This window comes from Nocardia sp. NPDC052001 (assembly GCF_040680615.1).
Classification (GTDB): Bacteria; Actinomycetota; Actinomycetes; order Mycobacteriales; family Mycobacteriaceae; genus Nocardia.
Window position 1 is genome coordinate 328,867 of the sequence record NZ_JBFAXC010000004.1, and the last position, 13,856, is coordinate 342,722.

15 protein-coding genes are annotated in these 13,856 nt (G+C 67.2%); 4 read left to right on the plus strand and 11 right to left on the minus strand.

Annotated elements, in window-relative coordinates:
• Positions 1 to 34: 34 nt before the first annotated feature.
• Together AB0L82_RS21615 and AB0L82_RS21620 are read left to right on the plus strand one after the other, a co-directional pair.
• Complete coding sequence (locus AB0L82_RS21615; protein WP_364638889.1) at positions 35 to 226, plus strand: hypothetical protein; 192 nt, start codon at positions 35 to 37, stop codon at positions 224 to 226.
• Positions 227 to 500: 274 nt separating this feature from the next.
• Entirely contained in the window at positions 501 to 1,211 is a 711-nt protein-coding gene (locus AB0L82_RS21620) for a phosphoribosyltransferase family protein (RefSeq protein ID WP_364638892.1), read from the plus strand.
• Positions 1,212 to 1,332: 121 nt separating this feature from the next.
• On the opposite strand, the gene AB0L82_RS21625 is transcribed toward AB0L82_RS21620, so the two are convergent.
• On the minus strand, positions 1,333 to 1,968 hold the full coding sequence (locus AB0L82_RS21625) for a helix-turn-helix domain-containing protein (RefSeq protein ID WP_364638895.1): 636 nt from the start codon (positions 1,966 to 1,968) through the stop codon (positions 1,333 to 1,335).
• A gap of 105 nt (positions 1,969 to 2,073) precedes the next feature.
• Here AB0L82_RS21625 and AB0L82_RS21630 point away from each other — a divergent pair, with 105 nt between their 5' ends.
• On the plus strand, positions 2,074 to 2,790 hold the full coding sequence (locus AB0L82_RS21630) for an SDR family oxidoreductase (RefSeq protein WP_364638898.1): 717 nt from the start codon (positions 2,074 to 2,076) through the stop codon (positions 2,788 to 2,790).
• On the opposite strand, the gene AB0L82_RS21635 is transcribed toward AB0L82_RS21630, so the two are convergent.
• Positions 2,787 to 3,239, minus strand: a complete 453-nt coding sequence (locus tag AB0L82_RS21635) for a hypothetical protein (protein WP_364638901.1) — start codon at positions 3,237 to 3,239, stop codon at positions 2,787 to 2,789. The two genes, AB0L82_RS21630 and AB0L82_RS21635, sit on opposite strands and share 4 nt — an antisense overlap.
• Before the next feature lie 57 nt (positions 3,240 to 3,296).
• The gene (locus AB0L82_RS21640; protein WP_364638904.1) at positions 3,297 to 3,896 is read right to left on the minus strand and encodes a helix-turn-helix domain-containing protein; all 600 of its coding nucleotides are present in this window, start codon (positions 3,894 to 3,896) and stop codon (positions 3,297 to 3,299) included.
• 76 nt (positions 3,897 to 3,972) lie between these two features.
• On the opposite strand from AB0L82_RS21640, the gene AB0L82_RS21645 reads away from it, so the two are divergent.
• On the plus strand, positions 3,973 to 5,742 hold the full coding sequence (locus AB0L82_RS21645; RefSeq protein WP_364638907.1) for an ABC transporter ATP-binding protein: 1,770 nt from the start codon (positions 3,973 to 3,975) through the stop codon (positions 5,740 to 5,742).
• Between the two features lie 79 nt (positions 5,743 to 5,821).
• Here the strand turns inward: AB0L82_RS21645 and AB0L82_RS21650 are convergent, their stop codons facing one another.
• The 8 genes from AB0L82_RS21650 to AB0L82_RS21685 all read right to left on the minus strand — a co-directional run bounded on the left by AB0L82_RS21650 (position 5,822) and on the right by AB0L82_RS21685 (position 13,853).
• The gene (locus AB0L82_RS21650) at positions 5,822 to 7,246 is read right to left on the minus strand and encodes an MFS transporter (RefSeq protein ID WP_364638910.1); all 1,425 of its coding nucleotides are present in this window, start codon (positions 7,244 to 7,246) and stop codon (positions 5,822 to 5,824) included.
• A gap of 91 nt (positions 7,247 to 7,337) precedes the next feature.
• Positions 7,338 to 7,814: a MarR family winged helix-turn-helix transcriptional regulator gene (locus tag AB0L82_RS21655; RefSeq protein ID WP_364638913.1), complete on the minus strand. Its 477-nt coding sequence runs from the start codon at positions 7,812 to 7,814 to the stop codon at positions 7,338 to 7,340.
• A 50-nt stretch (positions 7,815 to 7,864) separates the two neighbouring features.
• Complete coding sequence (locus AB0L82_RS21660) at positions 7,865 to 9,319, minus strand: NAD(P)/FAD-dependent oxidoreductase (protein ID WP_364638916.1); 1,455 nt, start codon at positions 9,317 to 9,319, stop codon at positions 7,865 to 7,867.
• 79 nt (positions 9,320 to 9,398) lie between these two features.
• A complete protein-coding gene (locus AB0L82_RS21665; RefSeq protein WP_364638919.1) occupies positions 9,399 to 10,397 on the minus strand; it encodes an ABC transporter substrate-binding protein in 999 nt (332 codons plus the stop codon).
• An 18-nt stretch (positions 10,398 to 10,415) separates the two neighbouring features.
• On the minus strand, positions 10,416 to 10,778 hold the full coding sequence (locus tag AB0L82_RS21670; RefSeq protein WP_364638922.1) for a ferredoxin family protein: 363 nt from the start codon (positions 10,776 to 10,778) through the stop codon (positions 10,416 to 10,418).
• Entirely contained in the window at positions 10,778 to 12,385 is a 1,608-nt protein-coding gene (locus AB0L82_RS21675) for an FAD-binding protein (protein WP_364638925.1), read from the minus strand. Before AB0L82_RS21675 ends, AB0L82_RS21670 begins: the two co-directional genes overlap by 1 nt.
• Positions 12,378 to 13,109: an ABC transporter ATP-binding protein gene (locus AB0L82_RS21680; protein ID WP_364638928.1), complete on the minus strand. Its 732-nt coding sequence runs from the start codon at positions 13,107 to 13,109 to the stop codon at positions 12,378 to 12,380. The genes AB0L82_RS21675 and AB0L82_RS21680 overlap by 8 nt, the downstream gene beginning before the upstream one ends.
• A complete protein-coding gene (locus AB0L82_RS21685; protein ID WP_364638931.1) occupies positions 13,110 to 13,853 on the minus strand; it encodes an ABC transporter permease in 744 nt (247 codons plus the stop codon). It abuts the gene before it with no gap.
• Positions 13,854 to 13,856: the final 3 nt, after the last annotated feature.

The window sequence follows — 13,856 nt, forward strand, 5'->3', positions numbered from 1 at the left end:
CGCACCTCATTCCGACGACCGATTGGAGCCCTGCGTGCCCCACAGCGTGGAGACCGCCACCGCCTACGTCATCGCCGCCCTCGAGGACAAGGGCACCGCTACGCGCGACGATTTCGACGTGACCGGCATCGTCAGCGCTACTCACCGTCTCGCCGAGACCTGGGATTTCCGTTCGGTGGATCGCGGCAGGTTCTGGAGTATCGCGGCGACGTTCCTCAGGTCATGAACTCGAGCGATACCGGCATGTGATCAATTCGTATGCGCGGGAAGGGCGGAACCACGAGTTCGCGCTGGCGTACACTGGGATTCTGCCCTTCTCGAGCGACCCTTTCCGCATGACCCGGTCTGCTCACCCCACCGCGGCAGCCACTCAATGGAGAGGGCGCTTGATGATGACGGTATCCGGGCACCCCGCGCACCCCTCCCCTCCTCCGCTCACGCCCCCGGCGTGGCCGACCACCGGCTGAAATCCACAGTCGGGCAAGCACATGCCGCCGTTCATGGACCGCAACGACGCGGGCCGGCAGTTGGCCGGGCTGCTCGCTGCTTTTCGCGGTGACGATGTGGTGGTCCTCGCTCCGCCCGGCGGCGGGATGCGAGTCGCCGCCGAACTGGCCGCCACCCTGCACGTGCTGCTGGACGTAATCCTGGTGCGCCCCTTGGCCGTTGCCCGTCATCCCGACCTGGTGTACGGAATTCTCGGCGAGGACGAAACGCTGCTCATCGACACCACCGCCGTGGCGGGCGGGAGCCTGTGCGAAGCCGAACGGGCGGCCACCGAGGAGGCACAGGCGGAAATACTGCGCCGCACTGCCTTCAGCCTGCGCGGTGATCGCAAACGCGTGGACCTGTCCGAGCGCACGGTGGTGGTGGCCGACGATTGCGTGACCGATGCCACCGCCCTGCGCGATATTTGCCGAATGGCCCGGCTGCACGGCGCGATCCGCATCGCCGTCGCCGTTCCCGTCGCGGCACGGCGGGAACTGGGCACCCTGTCCCCGTACGCGGACAAGATCGTCTGCCTCAAAACCACCGCGCAGCCGCCGGACGCCGATCGCTGGTACGTGCGGAGTGATATGACCACCAGTACCGATATCGCCGGACTACTCGCGGGCAATCACTCCCGCGGCTGGTCCGATGGTTTCGCGGGCGGGGACAAGCGCACCACCCCGGCATCGAGATCGAGTTCCAGTCGCGGCCGGTGGTCCTGACCGCCGCTGTCCTCACTGCCCTCGTCGGTCAGCTTCTTACCCGGGAACAACTCGCCGATGACACCCACGCCGTCCACGATAGCTCGCGTGGCGAAGGCGCTCCGGGATCAGTGCGAGCGGCTCATTGCTCACCGCTGCCCAGTGCTCGCATCAGCTGATCCTCGGTGATCGGCGGCACCGGGAGCGGATGCGCGGCGGCCGCGCGCAGACCGTCGAACACCAGGGCGAGATGGCGTCGCCAGGCATCGGGGGCCAGCGTTCCGGTGGCCTCGACGATTCGGGTGTGCGCCCAGGTGATGAAGGCGATGTCCTCGAGCACCCAGTCCGGGCGCAGCACTCCGGCTCGCTGTGCACGCGTGATGATTTCGCGCATTCTGTGGTGGCCGTCCTCGCGGGCGCGGGCGATGGCGGCGCTCGGGGCGGCGCGGACGGCGAGTTCATTGAGCAGCCGGTCGCCCGCCTGGAGTTCGCACACCTGCTCCACCAGATAGGTGAAGGATTCCCAGGGGTCTTCGATCAGCAAGGCGCGCTCGGCGATTCGGCCCCCGGCCTCGATGCGGTCCTCGACGGCGGCGGCGATCAGATCATCGCGGGTGGGAAATCGGTTGTAGAGCGTGCCGATGGCGACGCCGGCCCGGGCGGCGACCTCTTTGAGCGGTGCGTCCAGACCGCGTTCGGCGAAGACCTCGCGGGCCGCGGTCACCAGGGCGTCGCGATTGCGGCGGGCATCCAGGCGCAGCGGCTTGTTCGAGGACATCCGCCGATCCTACAAATTCGGGGTGCGAAATATGTTGAGCATGGGTTCAACTTACGCTAGCGTCACGACAGTAACTTGAACCAAGGCTCAACTTAGTGAGGCGCTATGAGCAAGACCATCGCGATATTCGGTTACGGACCCGGGCTCGGCGTGGGGACGGGCCGGCGCTTCGGGCGCGAGGGTTTCCGGGTCGCGGTCATCGGACGCAACCCGGACAAGGCCGAACGGCACGCCGCCGACCTGCGGGACGAGGGCATCGAGGCGGCGGCCTTTCCCGCGGACGTCACCGACGCCGATCAGCTGGACAAGACCGTCGCCGCGATCGGGGAGACCTTCGGCCAGATCGATGTGGCCATGCACGGCGCGGCCGGGGAGATGAGCGATCGCGTCCCGAGCACCCTCGAATTGGATGTGCCCGGGCTCCGGGTTCCCATCGCGCTGAAACTGCATTCGCCGATCCTCATGACCCGGGCGCTCGCCCCGGCCATGATCGAACGCGGTGACGGTGCGCTGCTGTACTCGTCCGGATCCTCACCGCACGCGTCACAGCCGTACCTGTCGAATTTCGGTGTGGCGCTTGCCGCTCAGCGCGGTTACGTCCATCAGCTCGCCGATGAACTCCGAGGCACCGGCGTCTACGCGGGCGTGCTGAATATCGGCGTGCTGATCGGCGGCAGCCGTGCCGAGGAGATCGTCGACAACCATCCCGAACTGGTTCCGGCCGGGGTGGAGATCGCTCGCATGACCAATGACGCACTGGGCGAACACTATTGGCGCATGTACACCGAGCGGGACAGCGTGGAGATCGACGTCGGCTTCTAACGGCCGAACATGCGCGATTTCAGCTCGCGTTCGGCCTGCCGCAGGCTGGCGTCCAGGTCCAGCCAGGTGCGCTGGCGCGGGGTCTGACCCTCGCCCATCCCGGTCATGACGAAGGTGAACACGCCCCGCAGCACCTGCCGCCGCCTGCCCGGGGAGTGCACGGCCAGGGTCATGGCGATGACCATCCCGACCCGGGTGACCGTGAAGGTGGCATCACCGTCATGCCGTCCGGCGGTGAATTGCCGTGGCCGCGCGGTGATCTCGACCCAGTCGACGGTGGTGCGCGGAATCCGCTCGCACAGCATGTCGGTGAGCCGCTGCCGAATCATGGCGGGCGGATCGAAACCGAGCTGCCCCAGCCAGGTGGCGTCATCCGGCAGCAGGGTGAAATCGTCCGCGCACCATTGATTGATGCTCGGCTCATCCGATACGGCTGTTCTCATACTCACGCGCTCCCCTCTCTCGTGAGTGTCTGTGCAAGCGGTGCCCACCGCAACCGGTTTGGGCTAATCGGTTGCGGCGGGGGCGAAAATGCCCCGGGTCAGCGTGGTCATGATGGCGTCGACGAGTTCGTGGCGCGGGGTGGTCTGCTGTTTGGCGGCCTCCCACGCGGCATAGAGCAGCGCCCAGAAGGTGCGGCGCTGCCAGGACAGCGGCAGGGTCGCCCCGGTGGTCTCGCCGACGCGAATCAGGATGGCGTCCACCGCGTTCTCGCTCTGCGCGAGTTCGGCCCAGAGTTCGGCGTCACCGGCCAGGGCGGGTTCGGAGTAGACGAACAGCAGGATCGGGCCGAGGTCGAATTGGCCTTCCACGACCCGGCGCAGCGCGGCCTGCGGGGTGCCGCCGCCGGGTTCGGCGCGCTCGATGGCCTCGGTGCTCAGCTCGGTGACGTGCCGGGCGAGGGCGCGCAGCAGATCGAGTCGTTCCGGGAAGTAGCGGTGCAGGGTGGTGCGGCCGACATCGGCGGCGGTGGCTATCTGGCCGAGCGAGGCCGCCGGAGTGGTGATGAGCACCTCGGCCGCCGCGTCCAGGATGGCGGCGCGGGTGCGGGCCCGGATACCGGTTCTGGCTGCTCCGGTGCCGGTGGCGGCGGGTGTGGCGGGCATATCCGGAACGGTATCAGGCCGATCCTGAACAGAGCACAACTTGACTCTAATGGAACATATATGTTCCATTAGAGGTATGCAGAGTACCGAAGTCACCGTTGCCGCGACCGGGCGCGCCCAGCATGTGATGCTGCTGTGGTCGTTCGTGCGCCCGCATCGGGGACGGCTGCTGCTGGCACTCTGCCTCGGCTTCGGCTATACCGCGACGGCGCTGGCCACTCCCCTGGCCACCAAATGGATTCTCGATTCGGTGGGAGCCGATGGCTCACTGCTGCAACCGATCTCGCTGCTGCTCGGACTGCTGGTGCTGGGCGCGGGGTTCGGGCTGGCCGAATGGCTGCTGCTCGGCCGGATCGCCGAGCACATCGTGCTGGACGCGCGCGCCTCGCTGGTGCGCCGGTTCTTCCGGGGCGTGCTGCCCGATCTGCAATTCCGTCCCCCGGGTGAACTGGTCACCCGGGTCACCTCGGACACGCTGCTCCTGCGCGAAGCGGCCTCGTCCAGCCTGATCTACCTGATCAACGGCACCATCTCGCTGGTGGGCACACTGATTCTGATGGCGGTGCTGGATGTGCCGCTGCTGCTGTGCACGCTGGTGGCGGTGCTCGTCATCGCGGTGCTGGCAGGCTGGCTCATGCCCGCCATCGCGGTCGCGCAGCGGCAGGCACAGGAGTCGGTCGGGCGGCTCGGCGGTGTGCTGGAGGGCGGTCTGCGGGCGGTGCGCACGGTGAAATCCAGTGGTTCCGAGGAACGGGAGAGCCGCCGGGTCATCGCGCACGCCCGGGATTCGGCCGCGCACGCCAACCGCGCGGTGCGGGTGGAGGCCATTGCCTGGACCGTGGCGGGCAGCGGAATCCAATTGGCCATCATCGTGATCCTGGCCTTCGGCGCCTGGCGGGTGCATCAGGGCGCGCTGGCGGTCTCGACGCTGGTCGCCTTCCTGCTGTACGCCTTCGGACTGGTCGAACCCGTCAGCGAGATCACCCGGCAGCTGGCGCAATTGCAGTCCGGCGTGGCCGCCGCCGCGCGCCTGCGCGAAGCCGAAAGCATTCGCACCGAGGATGTTTCGGCCGGGCATTCGGCTGACGACAGTGTTGCCGGGCCGAATGTGCTTACCTTCGAGGATGTTTCGGCCACCTATTCGGGCGCCGATCGGCCCGCGGTCGACCGGCTGTCCGCGGTCATCCCGCGCCGCGGGCATACCGCCATCGTCGGACCTTCGGGCGCGGGCAAGACCACGCTGTTCTCGCTCATACTCCGGTTCCACGATCCAGATAGCGGCCGAATCACCCTGGACGGCAAGGACTATGCCGATCTGCGCATCGATTCGGTGCGCGCCCGCATCGGCTATGTCGAACAGGAGACGCCGCTGCTGACCGGCACCATTCGCGACAATGTGCTGTATCGCCATCCGGATGCGACCGATACCGAGGCGTGGGCGGCGCTGTACGCGGTCGGACTGGCCGAGACCGTGCACCGCCTGCCGGGCGGGCTGGACGAGCCGGTCGCGCAGACCAGCCTGTCCGGTGGCCAGCGCCAGCGCATCGCGCTGGCCCGGCCGATCGTACGGCGACCCGAGATACTGCTGCTGGACGAGGCCACCGCACAGTTGGACGGGCGCACCGAGGCGGCGGTGCAGGAGATCATTCGCGATATAGCCCGCGACAGCGCGGTGGTGACCGTCGCGCACCGGCTCTCCACCGTGATCGACGCGGACACCATCTGGCTGCTGGAGGACGGTGCGCTGCGCGCCACCGGAACCCACCGCGAGTTGTACGCGAACGATGAACTGTACCGCGAACTCGTTGCCGCACTGCGGATTTCCGCACCGACGGCGACAGCCTGAGAACGATTCGATCATCCCGCGCACGACTCGGGCCCAGCGGTGATCCGCTGGGCCCGAAGTATTTTCGTAGGTTGTCGAATCAGGCGACCGCGACGAACTCCTGCTGTGCGGCAGCCGCGGCGGGGCGGCGCAGCACGGTGAAGCTGATGGCCAGGGCCGCGACGAGCACGCCGGTGGCGATCATGAAGGCCAGGCGGTAGCCGTCGGTCAGGGCGGCGGCCTCGGTGGCCCCGGCGGTGAGCCGCTCCCCGGTGCGCGAGGCGGCCAAGGTGGACAGCACCGCGACACCGAACGCCATACCGACCTGCTGGGTGGTGTTGAACAGTCCGGAGGCCAATCCGGCGTCATCGGCGCGGGCGGCGGACATGCCCAGGTTGGTCAGCGCGGGCAGCACCAGGCCACCGCCGGCGATCAGCACCATCATGGGCAGCAGATCGGTGACATAGGAGGCGTGCACCGGAAGCCTTGTCAGCCAAGCCATTCCGGCCAACAACAGCACCAGGCCGCTGATCAGCACGGCGCGCTCACCGAAGCGGGTGATCAGGCGAGCCGAGACGAACAGTGACACACCGCCGATGGCCACCGCGGCGGGCAGCATGGCCAGACCGGTCTGCAGCGCGCTGTAGCCGAGCACCCGCTGCATGTACAGCGCGACGATGATCTGGAAGGCGAACATTGCCGAGAGGGTCAGCATCTGCACCACATTCGCGCCGGACACATTGCGGGAGCGGAAGATACGCAGCGGCAGCAGCGGGGTGGCGGCGGTGCGCTGGCGAATCACGAAGGCGGTCAACAGAATCAGCGACAGTGCGCCCAGGCCCAGGGTGTGCGCGGACAGCCAGCTGTACTCCTCGATCTTGACCACGGTGTAGATGCCCAGCATGAGTCCGCCGGTCACCAGCAGCGCGCCCAGCGCGTCGGCTCCGGCGGCCAGCCCCAGTCCGCGATCGGCGGGCAGCGCCTTGATGGCGAGCGCGACGGTCAGCACCCCGATCGGCACATTGATCAGGAAGATCCAGTGCCAGTTCAGCGCATCGGTGAGCACGCCGCCGAGCACCTGGCCGATGGATGCGCCCGCCGCGCCGGTGAAGCTGAAAATGCCGATGGCCCTTGCTCGTTCACCCTTCTCGGTGAACATGGTCACCAGGATGCCGAGCACCACCGCCGAGGCGATCGCACTGCCGACGCCCTGTAGGAAGCGGGCCGCGACCAGCATGGCCGGGCTGGTGGCCGCACCCGCCAGCAGCGAGGCGGCGGTGAAGACGATATTGCCGGTCAGGAACATTTTCTTGCGCCCGATCAGATCACCGAAGCGGCCCGCGAGCAGCAGCAGTCCGCCGAAGGCGATCAGGTACGCGTTGACGGTCCAGCTCAGCCCGGCTGGCGTGAAGCCGAGATCCTGCTGAATCGCGGGCATCGCCACGGTCACGATGCTGCCATCGAGGATGGTCATCAGCGTCGCGGCGGACAGCACCGCGAGGGCGAGATTTTTGGACGCAGTCATGATCTTCTCCTGTTCGAACCAACAAGAGAGACCGTACTAGATAGTTCCGTTGCAGACAATCTCTAACGGACCCTTTTTGTGAACCAGCTGGTCACTGCCGTGCACGCCGTGCCGTGGATGCCTCGGCGGTGGTCGAAAGGTGCCCTTCCACCAAATGATTCAGCGCTTTCACCAGAGCGTCCCGCTCCCCCTTGGGCAGCGACCCGAGCGCATCGCGATGCACCCCGTCCACGATCTCCTGACTGCGCGCGGCCAGCTTCGCCCCCTTCGGGGTAACCGCGATGATCCGCGCCCGCCGATCGGTACTGGACGGCTGCCGCTCGGCCAGCCCCGCCTTCTCCAGCGCATCGACGGTGACCACCATCGTGGTCTTATCCATATCCCCCAACTCCGCGAGCTGCGCCTGCGTCCGCTCCTGCTCCAGCGCATGCACCAGCACACAGTGCATCCGCGCCGTCAACCCGATCTCCGCCAGCGCCGCCGACATCTGCGTCCGCAACACATGGCTGGTCCGATCCAGCAGAAACGACAGATCACGTTCGGTGCGCACAGGCGCCAGAGCAGTCATACCGCAAAGTATAGTTTCGTAGCGGATAATCCGCATTCACCCGGATATGACTACCGGGCCGCAGCCCGCGCTCTGCGCTGTGCGGCCAGATCGGCATAGCGAGCAGGGGTGAAGTCGCCCAGGTATTCGGTCAGCGCGTTACGGGTACGCCGGGTCGGCACCCCCATATCGGTGAGCAGATCATCGATATGGTGGATCAGGTGCGGGCCGACATAGAAGCCGCGGGCGCGGGCCGGAAACTCCTCGGCCAGCCAGGCGCCCACCCGGGCTGTCTCGGCCTCCATCTCATCGACGGTGGGCAGCTTCAACTCGTCCGCGAATACCTGCGACAGCCAGTGCGCGGAGACCTCCGAGGTGAGCTGGCACGCGGTCGAGGAGGCGTAACCGATGAATCCCAGGCGCGGTTCGGCGGGCGGCAGGATATGCCGATATAGCCTGAATACATTGTCCTGCAACAGTTCCGAGGCGAGGTCCGCCGAGAGGAACGGTAATGTCTGACGCCAGCCGGTGGCGAACAGCACGATATCCGCCGCCAGCCGGTCGCCGTCCGCCAGGCACACCTCGGCGTCCGGGCCGAACGATTCGATCGTGGTGCGGCGCAGCCGGATTCGCCCGGAACGCACCATCGGATAGAACTCCGAGGTGAATCCGGCATTCTCCAGGCCGCGCGGCAGGCGCTGTTCCGGAACCAGGATGGACGGCATGCGCAGCAGCGTGCGCAGAACCAGTTCGACTGTGCGCCAGAAAATCCGGGGCAGCGCGCGGCCGCGCCCGTGCAGGAATCGCTCGACCCTGTTTCGCCGGTGGTAGGGCATGAACAGCTCCGCAATTCGGCCGAGCAAAACCTGGTCGGCCGGGATGCGGCCGGGAAACCAGCGCGGAGCCATCCAGTGCGGGGTGCGGAATACCAGGGTGCAGTCGCTAGCGTGCGCGGCGGCCCAGGCGGCGCAGTCCAGCGCGGATTTTCCGGCCCCGACGACAATGACCCGTCTGCCCGCGAACAATGCCGGATCGGTCGCCTCGCTCGAATGCAGCACGGTTCCGGCGAAGCGTTCGCGGCCCGCGATATCCGGCAGTTCGGGTTCGGAGTAGGTGCCGGTGCAGACCACCACGAAATCGCAGGCCAGCTCGGCCGGACCGTCCGGGCCGATGCCGGTGACCGTGAAGCCGTCCTCGTGCCGGGCCACCTCGGTCACCCGGGTCGACAGGCGAATCACCGGGTTCAACTCGAACCGGGCGGCATAGGAAGCCAGGTATTCGCGTACCTGGGCGGCCGTCGGGAACATATCCGCGCCCGGATCGTACGGATGATCGGCGAACGCGTAGGTGTCACGAGAATTGTTGGTGCGCAGTCCCGGATAGGTGCGCGACGGCGTCCACACACCGCCGATCTCGGACTCCTTTTCCAGCACGCGAACGTCGAATCCATCCTCGCGCAACACTTTTGCCGTCACGAGCCCCGAGATTCCGGCCCCGATCACGACAACCCGCTTGCATTCGACCATTACGCCAGCCCCCTCGCGCCGAAAGACCTCCCGATGCTAGCCCTTTCGGGCGGTATCGGGAGGTTCGATCGGCAGGCGGTCAGCTCGCCTTGGGGCGGTCTCGGTAGAACCAGTCGTCGAGGGAGAAGTCTTCGCGGATTTTCTTCTGGTCCACCAGGAATTTTTTGGTGCCGGTGAGGAGGGTGATGCCCTGGGGGGAGAAGAGGTCTTCGGGGATGGATTCGAGGCGGGCGGTGGCGCGGACTACGGCTTCGGGGGCTTTGGATTGGGTGACTTCGTAGTTCACGTAGTCGGTGAAGTGGTCGCGGGCGAACTTGTTGGCGTCGTTCAGGATTTGCTGCCAGGTGGGGCCGAAGTCCTTGTGGGTGTCCAGGAAGTCCTGGCTGCTCACGGTGGAGCTGGTGCCGGCCAGGGTGGGGTGGTTGTCGCGGACCGAATCGACCAGGTGGAATCCCTTGGCCAGGAACGCCTGTAGGGAGGCCGACGGGTTCACGTCCGGTAGGGCCACCGCGGCGACGTCGCCGCCGTTGAGCGGGGCCTCGGCATCGGTGGCGAGCAGGTGGATCAGCTGCGCGGAGATGCCTTCGGCCTGGAGTGCGCCCTGTAGGTAGCGGTCGATATAGGAACCGAGCTGGACGCCGACCTTCTTGCCCGCCAGATCCTTCAGCGTGCGGATGGCCGGATCCTTGGCGACCACACCGGCGTTGTAGTTCACCGAATTGATGCCCAGCAGCCGGGTTTTCAGGCCGCTGCCGCGCGCCACCAGGGCGGGGGTGTCGCCGTAGCTCGCCACATCGAGCCGTCCGCCTACCAGGGCCTGGTTCAGGTCCGGGCCGTTGGGGAAGCTGTAGACCTCGATATTGTCCACGCCGAGGGGTTTGAGCGCGGGCAGCACCACACCGCGCTGATGTGCGAAACCGAGGGTTCCGGTCAGCACGTTGCCACTGCCGATGACGCCGATGCGGAGGGTTTTGATCTCGGTGCGGGTGGCCGAACCATCGGCGCCCGAACCGCAGCCGGACAGCACCAGTGCGAGTGCGGCCACGGCGGCGGGAACGAGCTTTCTCAGGGTGCGCATGAAGAACTTTCGTGAAGATCAGGGTTCGGAATGCAGCTCTGTCAGTTCGGACAGGCGCGGCGGTGGAGCGCCATGGGGCAGGCGCGGGCCGATCGCGACCAGGCTGCCGGGCTTGCGGCCCTGACCCCAGCCGATCTCGCGGCGGTAGCGGCCGACGTGTTCCTCGGGAATCGCCGTGGGGTCGGGCAGCGGTGTCACATCCGGCGATACGTACAGGGCGTCGGTCGGGCAGTACGCCTCGCACATGAAGCAGGTCTGGCAATCCGATTGCCTTGCGATGAGCGGGATTCCGCTCTCGGTGCGATCGAAGACATTGGTCGGGCAGACATCGACGCACTTATCGCAGCCGATGCAATCCTGGGCGCGGACGAGCTCGATCATCAGGCCACCGCCGCACTCGCGCCGACGGGCCGCTGTCCGGGAGCCGCCGAGGTGGAGGTCCAGACCTCGTGCAGACCACCCGAGAGAATGTGATGGTGCTGCGCCGGATCGAGATCGGGATGATCGGCGCGCTTGCTCATACCGCGAGTCTCGGTGCGGGACAACGCCGATCGATACATGAGGCGACCCACCGCGGTGATGGCGGCGGCCTGTCGGGCGCGTACCCGCTCATCACCGGTGGCGTCGCCGCCCAGGCCGCGCTCGGCGCGCTCCCACAGCGAATCGAGTTCCGCCAGCGCGGGGGTGATGCGATCGCCGTGCCGCATCAGGTTCTTCTCGAACGGGATCAGCTCCGCCTGCGCGGCCGCCACGACTTCTTCGGCGGACACGGATTCCGAAGTGTCAGGGCGCAATCCGGCCTGCCCGACCCCGCGCAATGCGGCGTGATCGGGACGCGAATCGCGTGCGAACTCCGCCGCGCCCCGGCCCGCCCAGCTGCCCGAGGACATGGCCCAGGCCGAATTATGGCTGCCGCCACCGGTGAAGCCGCCGCAGATGCGCTCGCGGGTGGCCGCGTCACCGGCCGCGTACAGCCCGGGAACCGTTGTGGCGCAGTCATCGTCGACGATATCGATGCCGCCGGTACCGCGCACGGTGCCCTCGGCGAGCAGATCCACCTCGAATCGATCCTGGAACGGGTCGATGCCGCGGCGATCGAACTGCAGGAAGAAGTTCGGCTGACCGAGTCGCATCTGCGCCTGCACGGCGGCATCGGCGCGATCCAACTGCGCGAACACCTTCTCCGACAGCAGGGTTCGCGCGATCACCGAGCGACCCTTGGTGGAGCCCGCGCCCTCGACCACGCGGCCGTCCTCGTGGAAGAAGGTGGCGTAGCCGTAGTAGGCGGTCTTGGTGATGGTCGAACCCTTGGGCACGATGGCGTAGGCGTTGGAGAACTCCATACCGGAGAACCGCGCACCCACCTCGGCGGCCATGAGCGCGCCGTCACCGGTGTTCACATTGGTGCCCAGCGCCCGCGACAGGAACGCACAGCCGCCGCTGGCCAGCACCACCGCGCCCGCCGCGATGCGGTAGTCACGGTCGGCCTGCCGCTGATAGCCCGCCGCACCGCGCACCACGCCGTCGGCATCGACCAGAAGTTCCAGTGCCGGTGAATGATCCAGGATGGTGACCCCGGCGCGCTTCACCCAGGCGCGCATGCGGCGCATGTATTCCGGGCCCTGCACACCGGTGCGCATCTGTTCGCCGGTGCTCTCGTTCACCGGGAACGGGTACCGGCCCTCGACCGCGAGGCGGTTCATATTCGCGTAGGTCTGATCCAGCACCCGATCCATCCAGTAGTGGTCGGCCAGGTGCCCGCCGAGCGTTTCGCGGCTGGCCTTGGCATTGGCGCGAGCGGTCGCCTCGGGAGCCACGTACCAGACGCCGGTGCCGGAAGGCGCTGTGGCGCCGCTGGTTCCGCAGTAGCCCTTGTCCACCAGCGTCACCTCCGCGCCGGCCTCGCGGGCGTGGATGGCGGCCCAGCAGGCGGCGGGTCCGCCGCCGATGACCAGCACATCGGTACTCAACTGCCAGGTTTCACTCATGGTCGGCTCCTGTCGGTACTTCGGGGTCGACGCCGAGTGCGAGCAGCAAGCGGCGGCGGAGGTCGGAGAAGGTGGGGTCGAGCACCGAACGCGGTCTCGGCACGGTGATGTCGAAGGATTCGGCGATCTGCCCGTCGCGCAGGACGAGGGCGCGATCGGCCAGCAGCAGGGCCTCCTCCACATCGTGGGTAACCAGGAGCACCGCCTGCCGGTGCTGGGTCCACAGGCGCGCGACGAGCGCCTGGGCTTTGAGGCGGGTCAGCGCGTCGAGTGCGCCGAAAGGTTCGTCCAGCAGCAGCAATTCGGGATTGCGGACGAGCGCCCGGGCGAGGGCGACGCGCTGCGCCTCACCGCCGGAGAGAGTGGCGGGCCAGACATCGGCCTTGGCCGCCAGGCCGACCTCCTCCAGCGCGGCGATGGCCTGCGCCTTGGTGGCGCGATTGACGCCGAGAACGACATTGCGCCACACCGACATCCACGGGATCAGTCGATGCTCTTGAAAAACAATGGCTTTCGATGCCGGGGCCTCGAACTGTCCGGTGAATCCCCTATCGAGCCCGCCGAGTCCGCGCAGCAGGGTGCTCTTACCGGATCCGCTCGCGCCGAGCAGCGCCACGAACTCCCCCGGCGCGATATCCAGATCGACGCCGCTGAGCACGGTGCGCCCGGCGAAAACCCGGCGCGCGCCGCGAATGCGTACCGCGCTCGCAATGCTGGTGGTCATCTACGCTCCCTCGAATCCGGTTCGCCAAGAAAGGAATCGACGCTCGAGCGCCCGCACGAACAGATCGGTGAGCAGGCCCAGCACGGCGTAGATCACCAGCACCAGGAAGATCTGATCGGTGCGCAGGAACTCCTTGGCGTCGTTCATCAGGAATCCGAGACCCACCGGCGTGGTCTGCATCTCGGCGACGACGAGTGTGAGCCAGCCCAGCCCCAGCGCCTGCCGCAGCCCGACCAGGATCTGCGGTAACGCGCCCGGCAGGATGATCTTCGAGGTCAGCTGTAACCGGTTGAGCCCCAACGATTCCGCCGCCTCGACCAGGCGGGTGTCAACCCCGCGAATACCTGCCAGCACGTTCAAGTAGATGGGGAAGATCGGCGCGACGATGATCAGCGCGATCTTGAACTCATCCCCGATCCCGAACCAGATGATGAACACCGGCACCAGCGCCAGCGTCGGCAACATCCGCATCGCCTGCAGCGGCCCGTTCACCAGATCTTCCGCTATGCGGAACAATCCGGCCGCCGCCCCCAACACCAGCCCGACAACGATCCCGATCGACAACCCCACCGCGACCCGCCGCGAAGAGGCCGCCAAATGCTCCCACAACTCCCCCGAGACAATCAGTTCCCGCCCGGCCGCGAGCACCTCCGTGGGCGCGGGCGTGGTGGCCCCCAGCCACCCCCGGGCCCCCAACTGCCACAGCACGAGTACCAGCACCAACCCGGAAGACTTCCGAACCACCGA

Coding starts and splice junctions, on each gene's coding strand:
- AB0L82_RS21620 (WP_364638892.1), top strand. CDS start 501: ATGGACCGCAACGACGCGGGCCGGCAGTTGGCCGGGCTGCTCGCTGCT.
- AB0L82_RS21625 (WP_364638895.1), bottom strand. CDS start 1,968: ATGTCCTCGAACAAGCCGCTGCGCCTGGATGCCCGCCGCAATCGCGAC.
- AB0L82_RS21630 (WP_364638898.1), top strand. CDS start 2,074: ATGAGCAAGACCATCGCGATATTCGGTTACGGACCCGGGCTCGGCGTG.
- AB0L82_RS21640 (WP_364638904.1), bottom strand. CDS start 3,896: ATGCCCGCCACACCCGCCGCCACCGGCACCGGAGCAGCCAGAACCGGT.
- AB0L82_RS21645 (WP_364638907.1), top strand. CDS start 3,973: ATGCAGAGTACCGAAGTCACCGTTGCCGCGACCGGGCGCGCCCAGCAT.
- AB0L82_RS21650 (WP_364638910.1), bottom strand. CDS start 7,246: ATGACTGCGTCCAAAAATCTCGCCCTCGCGGTGCTGTCCGCCGCGACG.
- AB0L82_RS21655 (WP_364638913.1), bottom strand. CDS start 7,814: ATGACTGCTCTGGCGCCTGTGCGCACCGAACGTGATCTGTCGTTTCTG.
- AB0L82_RS21660 (WP_364638916.1), bottom strand. CDS start 9,319: ATGGTCGAATGCAAGCGGGTTGTCGTGATCGGGGCCGGAATCTCGGGG.
- AB0L82_RS21665 (WP_364638919.1), bottom strand. CDS start 10,397: ATGCGCACCCTGAGAAAGCTCGTTCCCGCCGCCGTGGCCGCACTCGCA.
- AB0L82_RS21670 (WP_364638922.1), bottom strand. CDS start 10,778: ATGATCGAGCTCGTCCGCGCCCAGGATTGCATCGGCTGCGATAAGTGC.
- AB0L82_RS21675 (WP_364638925.1), bottom strand. CDS start 12,385: ATGAGTGAAACCTGGCAGTTGAGTACCGATGTGCTGGTCATCGGCGGC.
- AB0L82_RS21680 (WP_364638928.1), bottom strand. CDS start 13,109: ATGACCACCAGCATTGCGAGCGCGGTACGCATTCGCGGCGCGCGCCGG.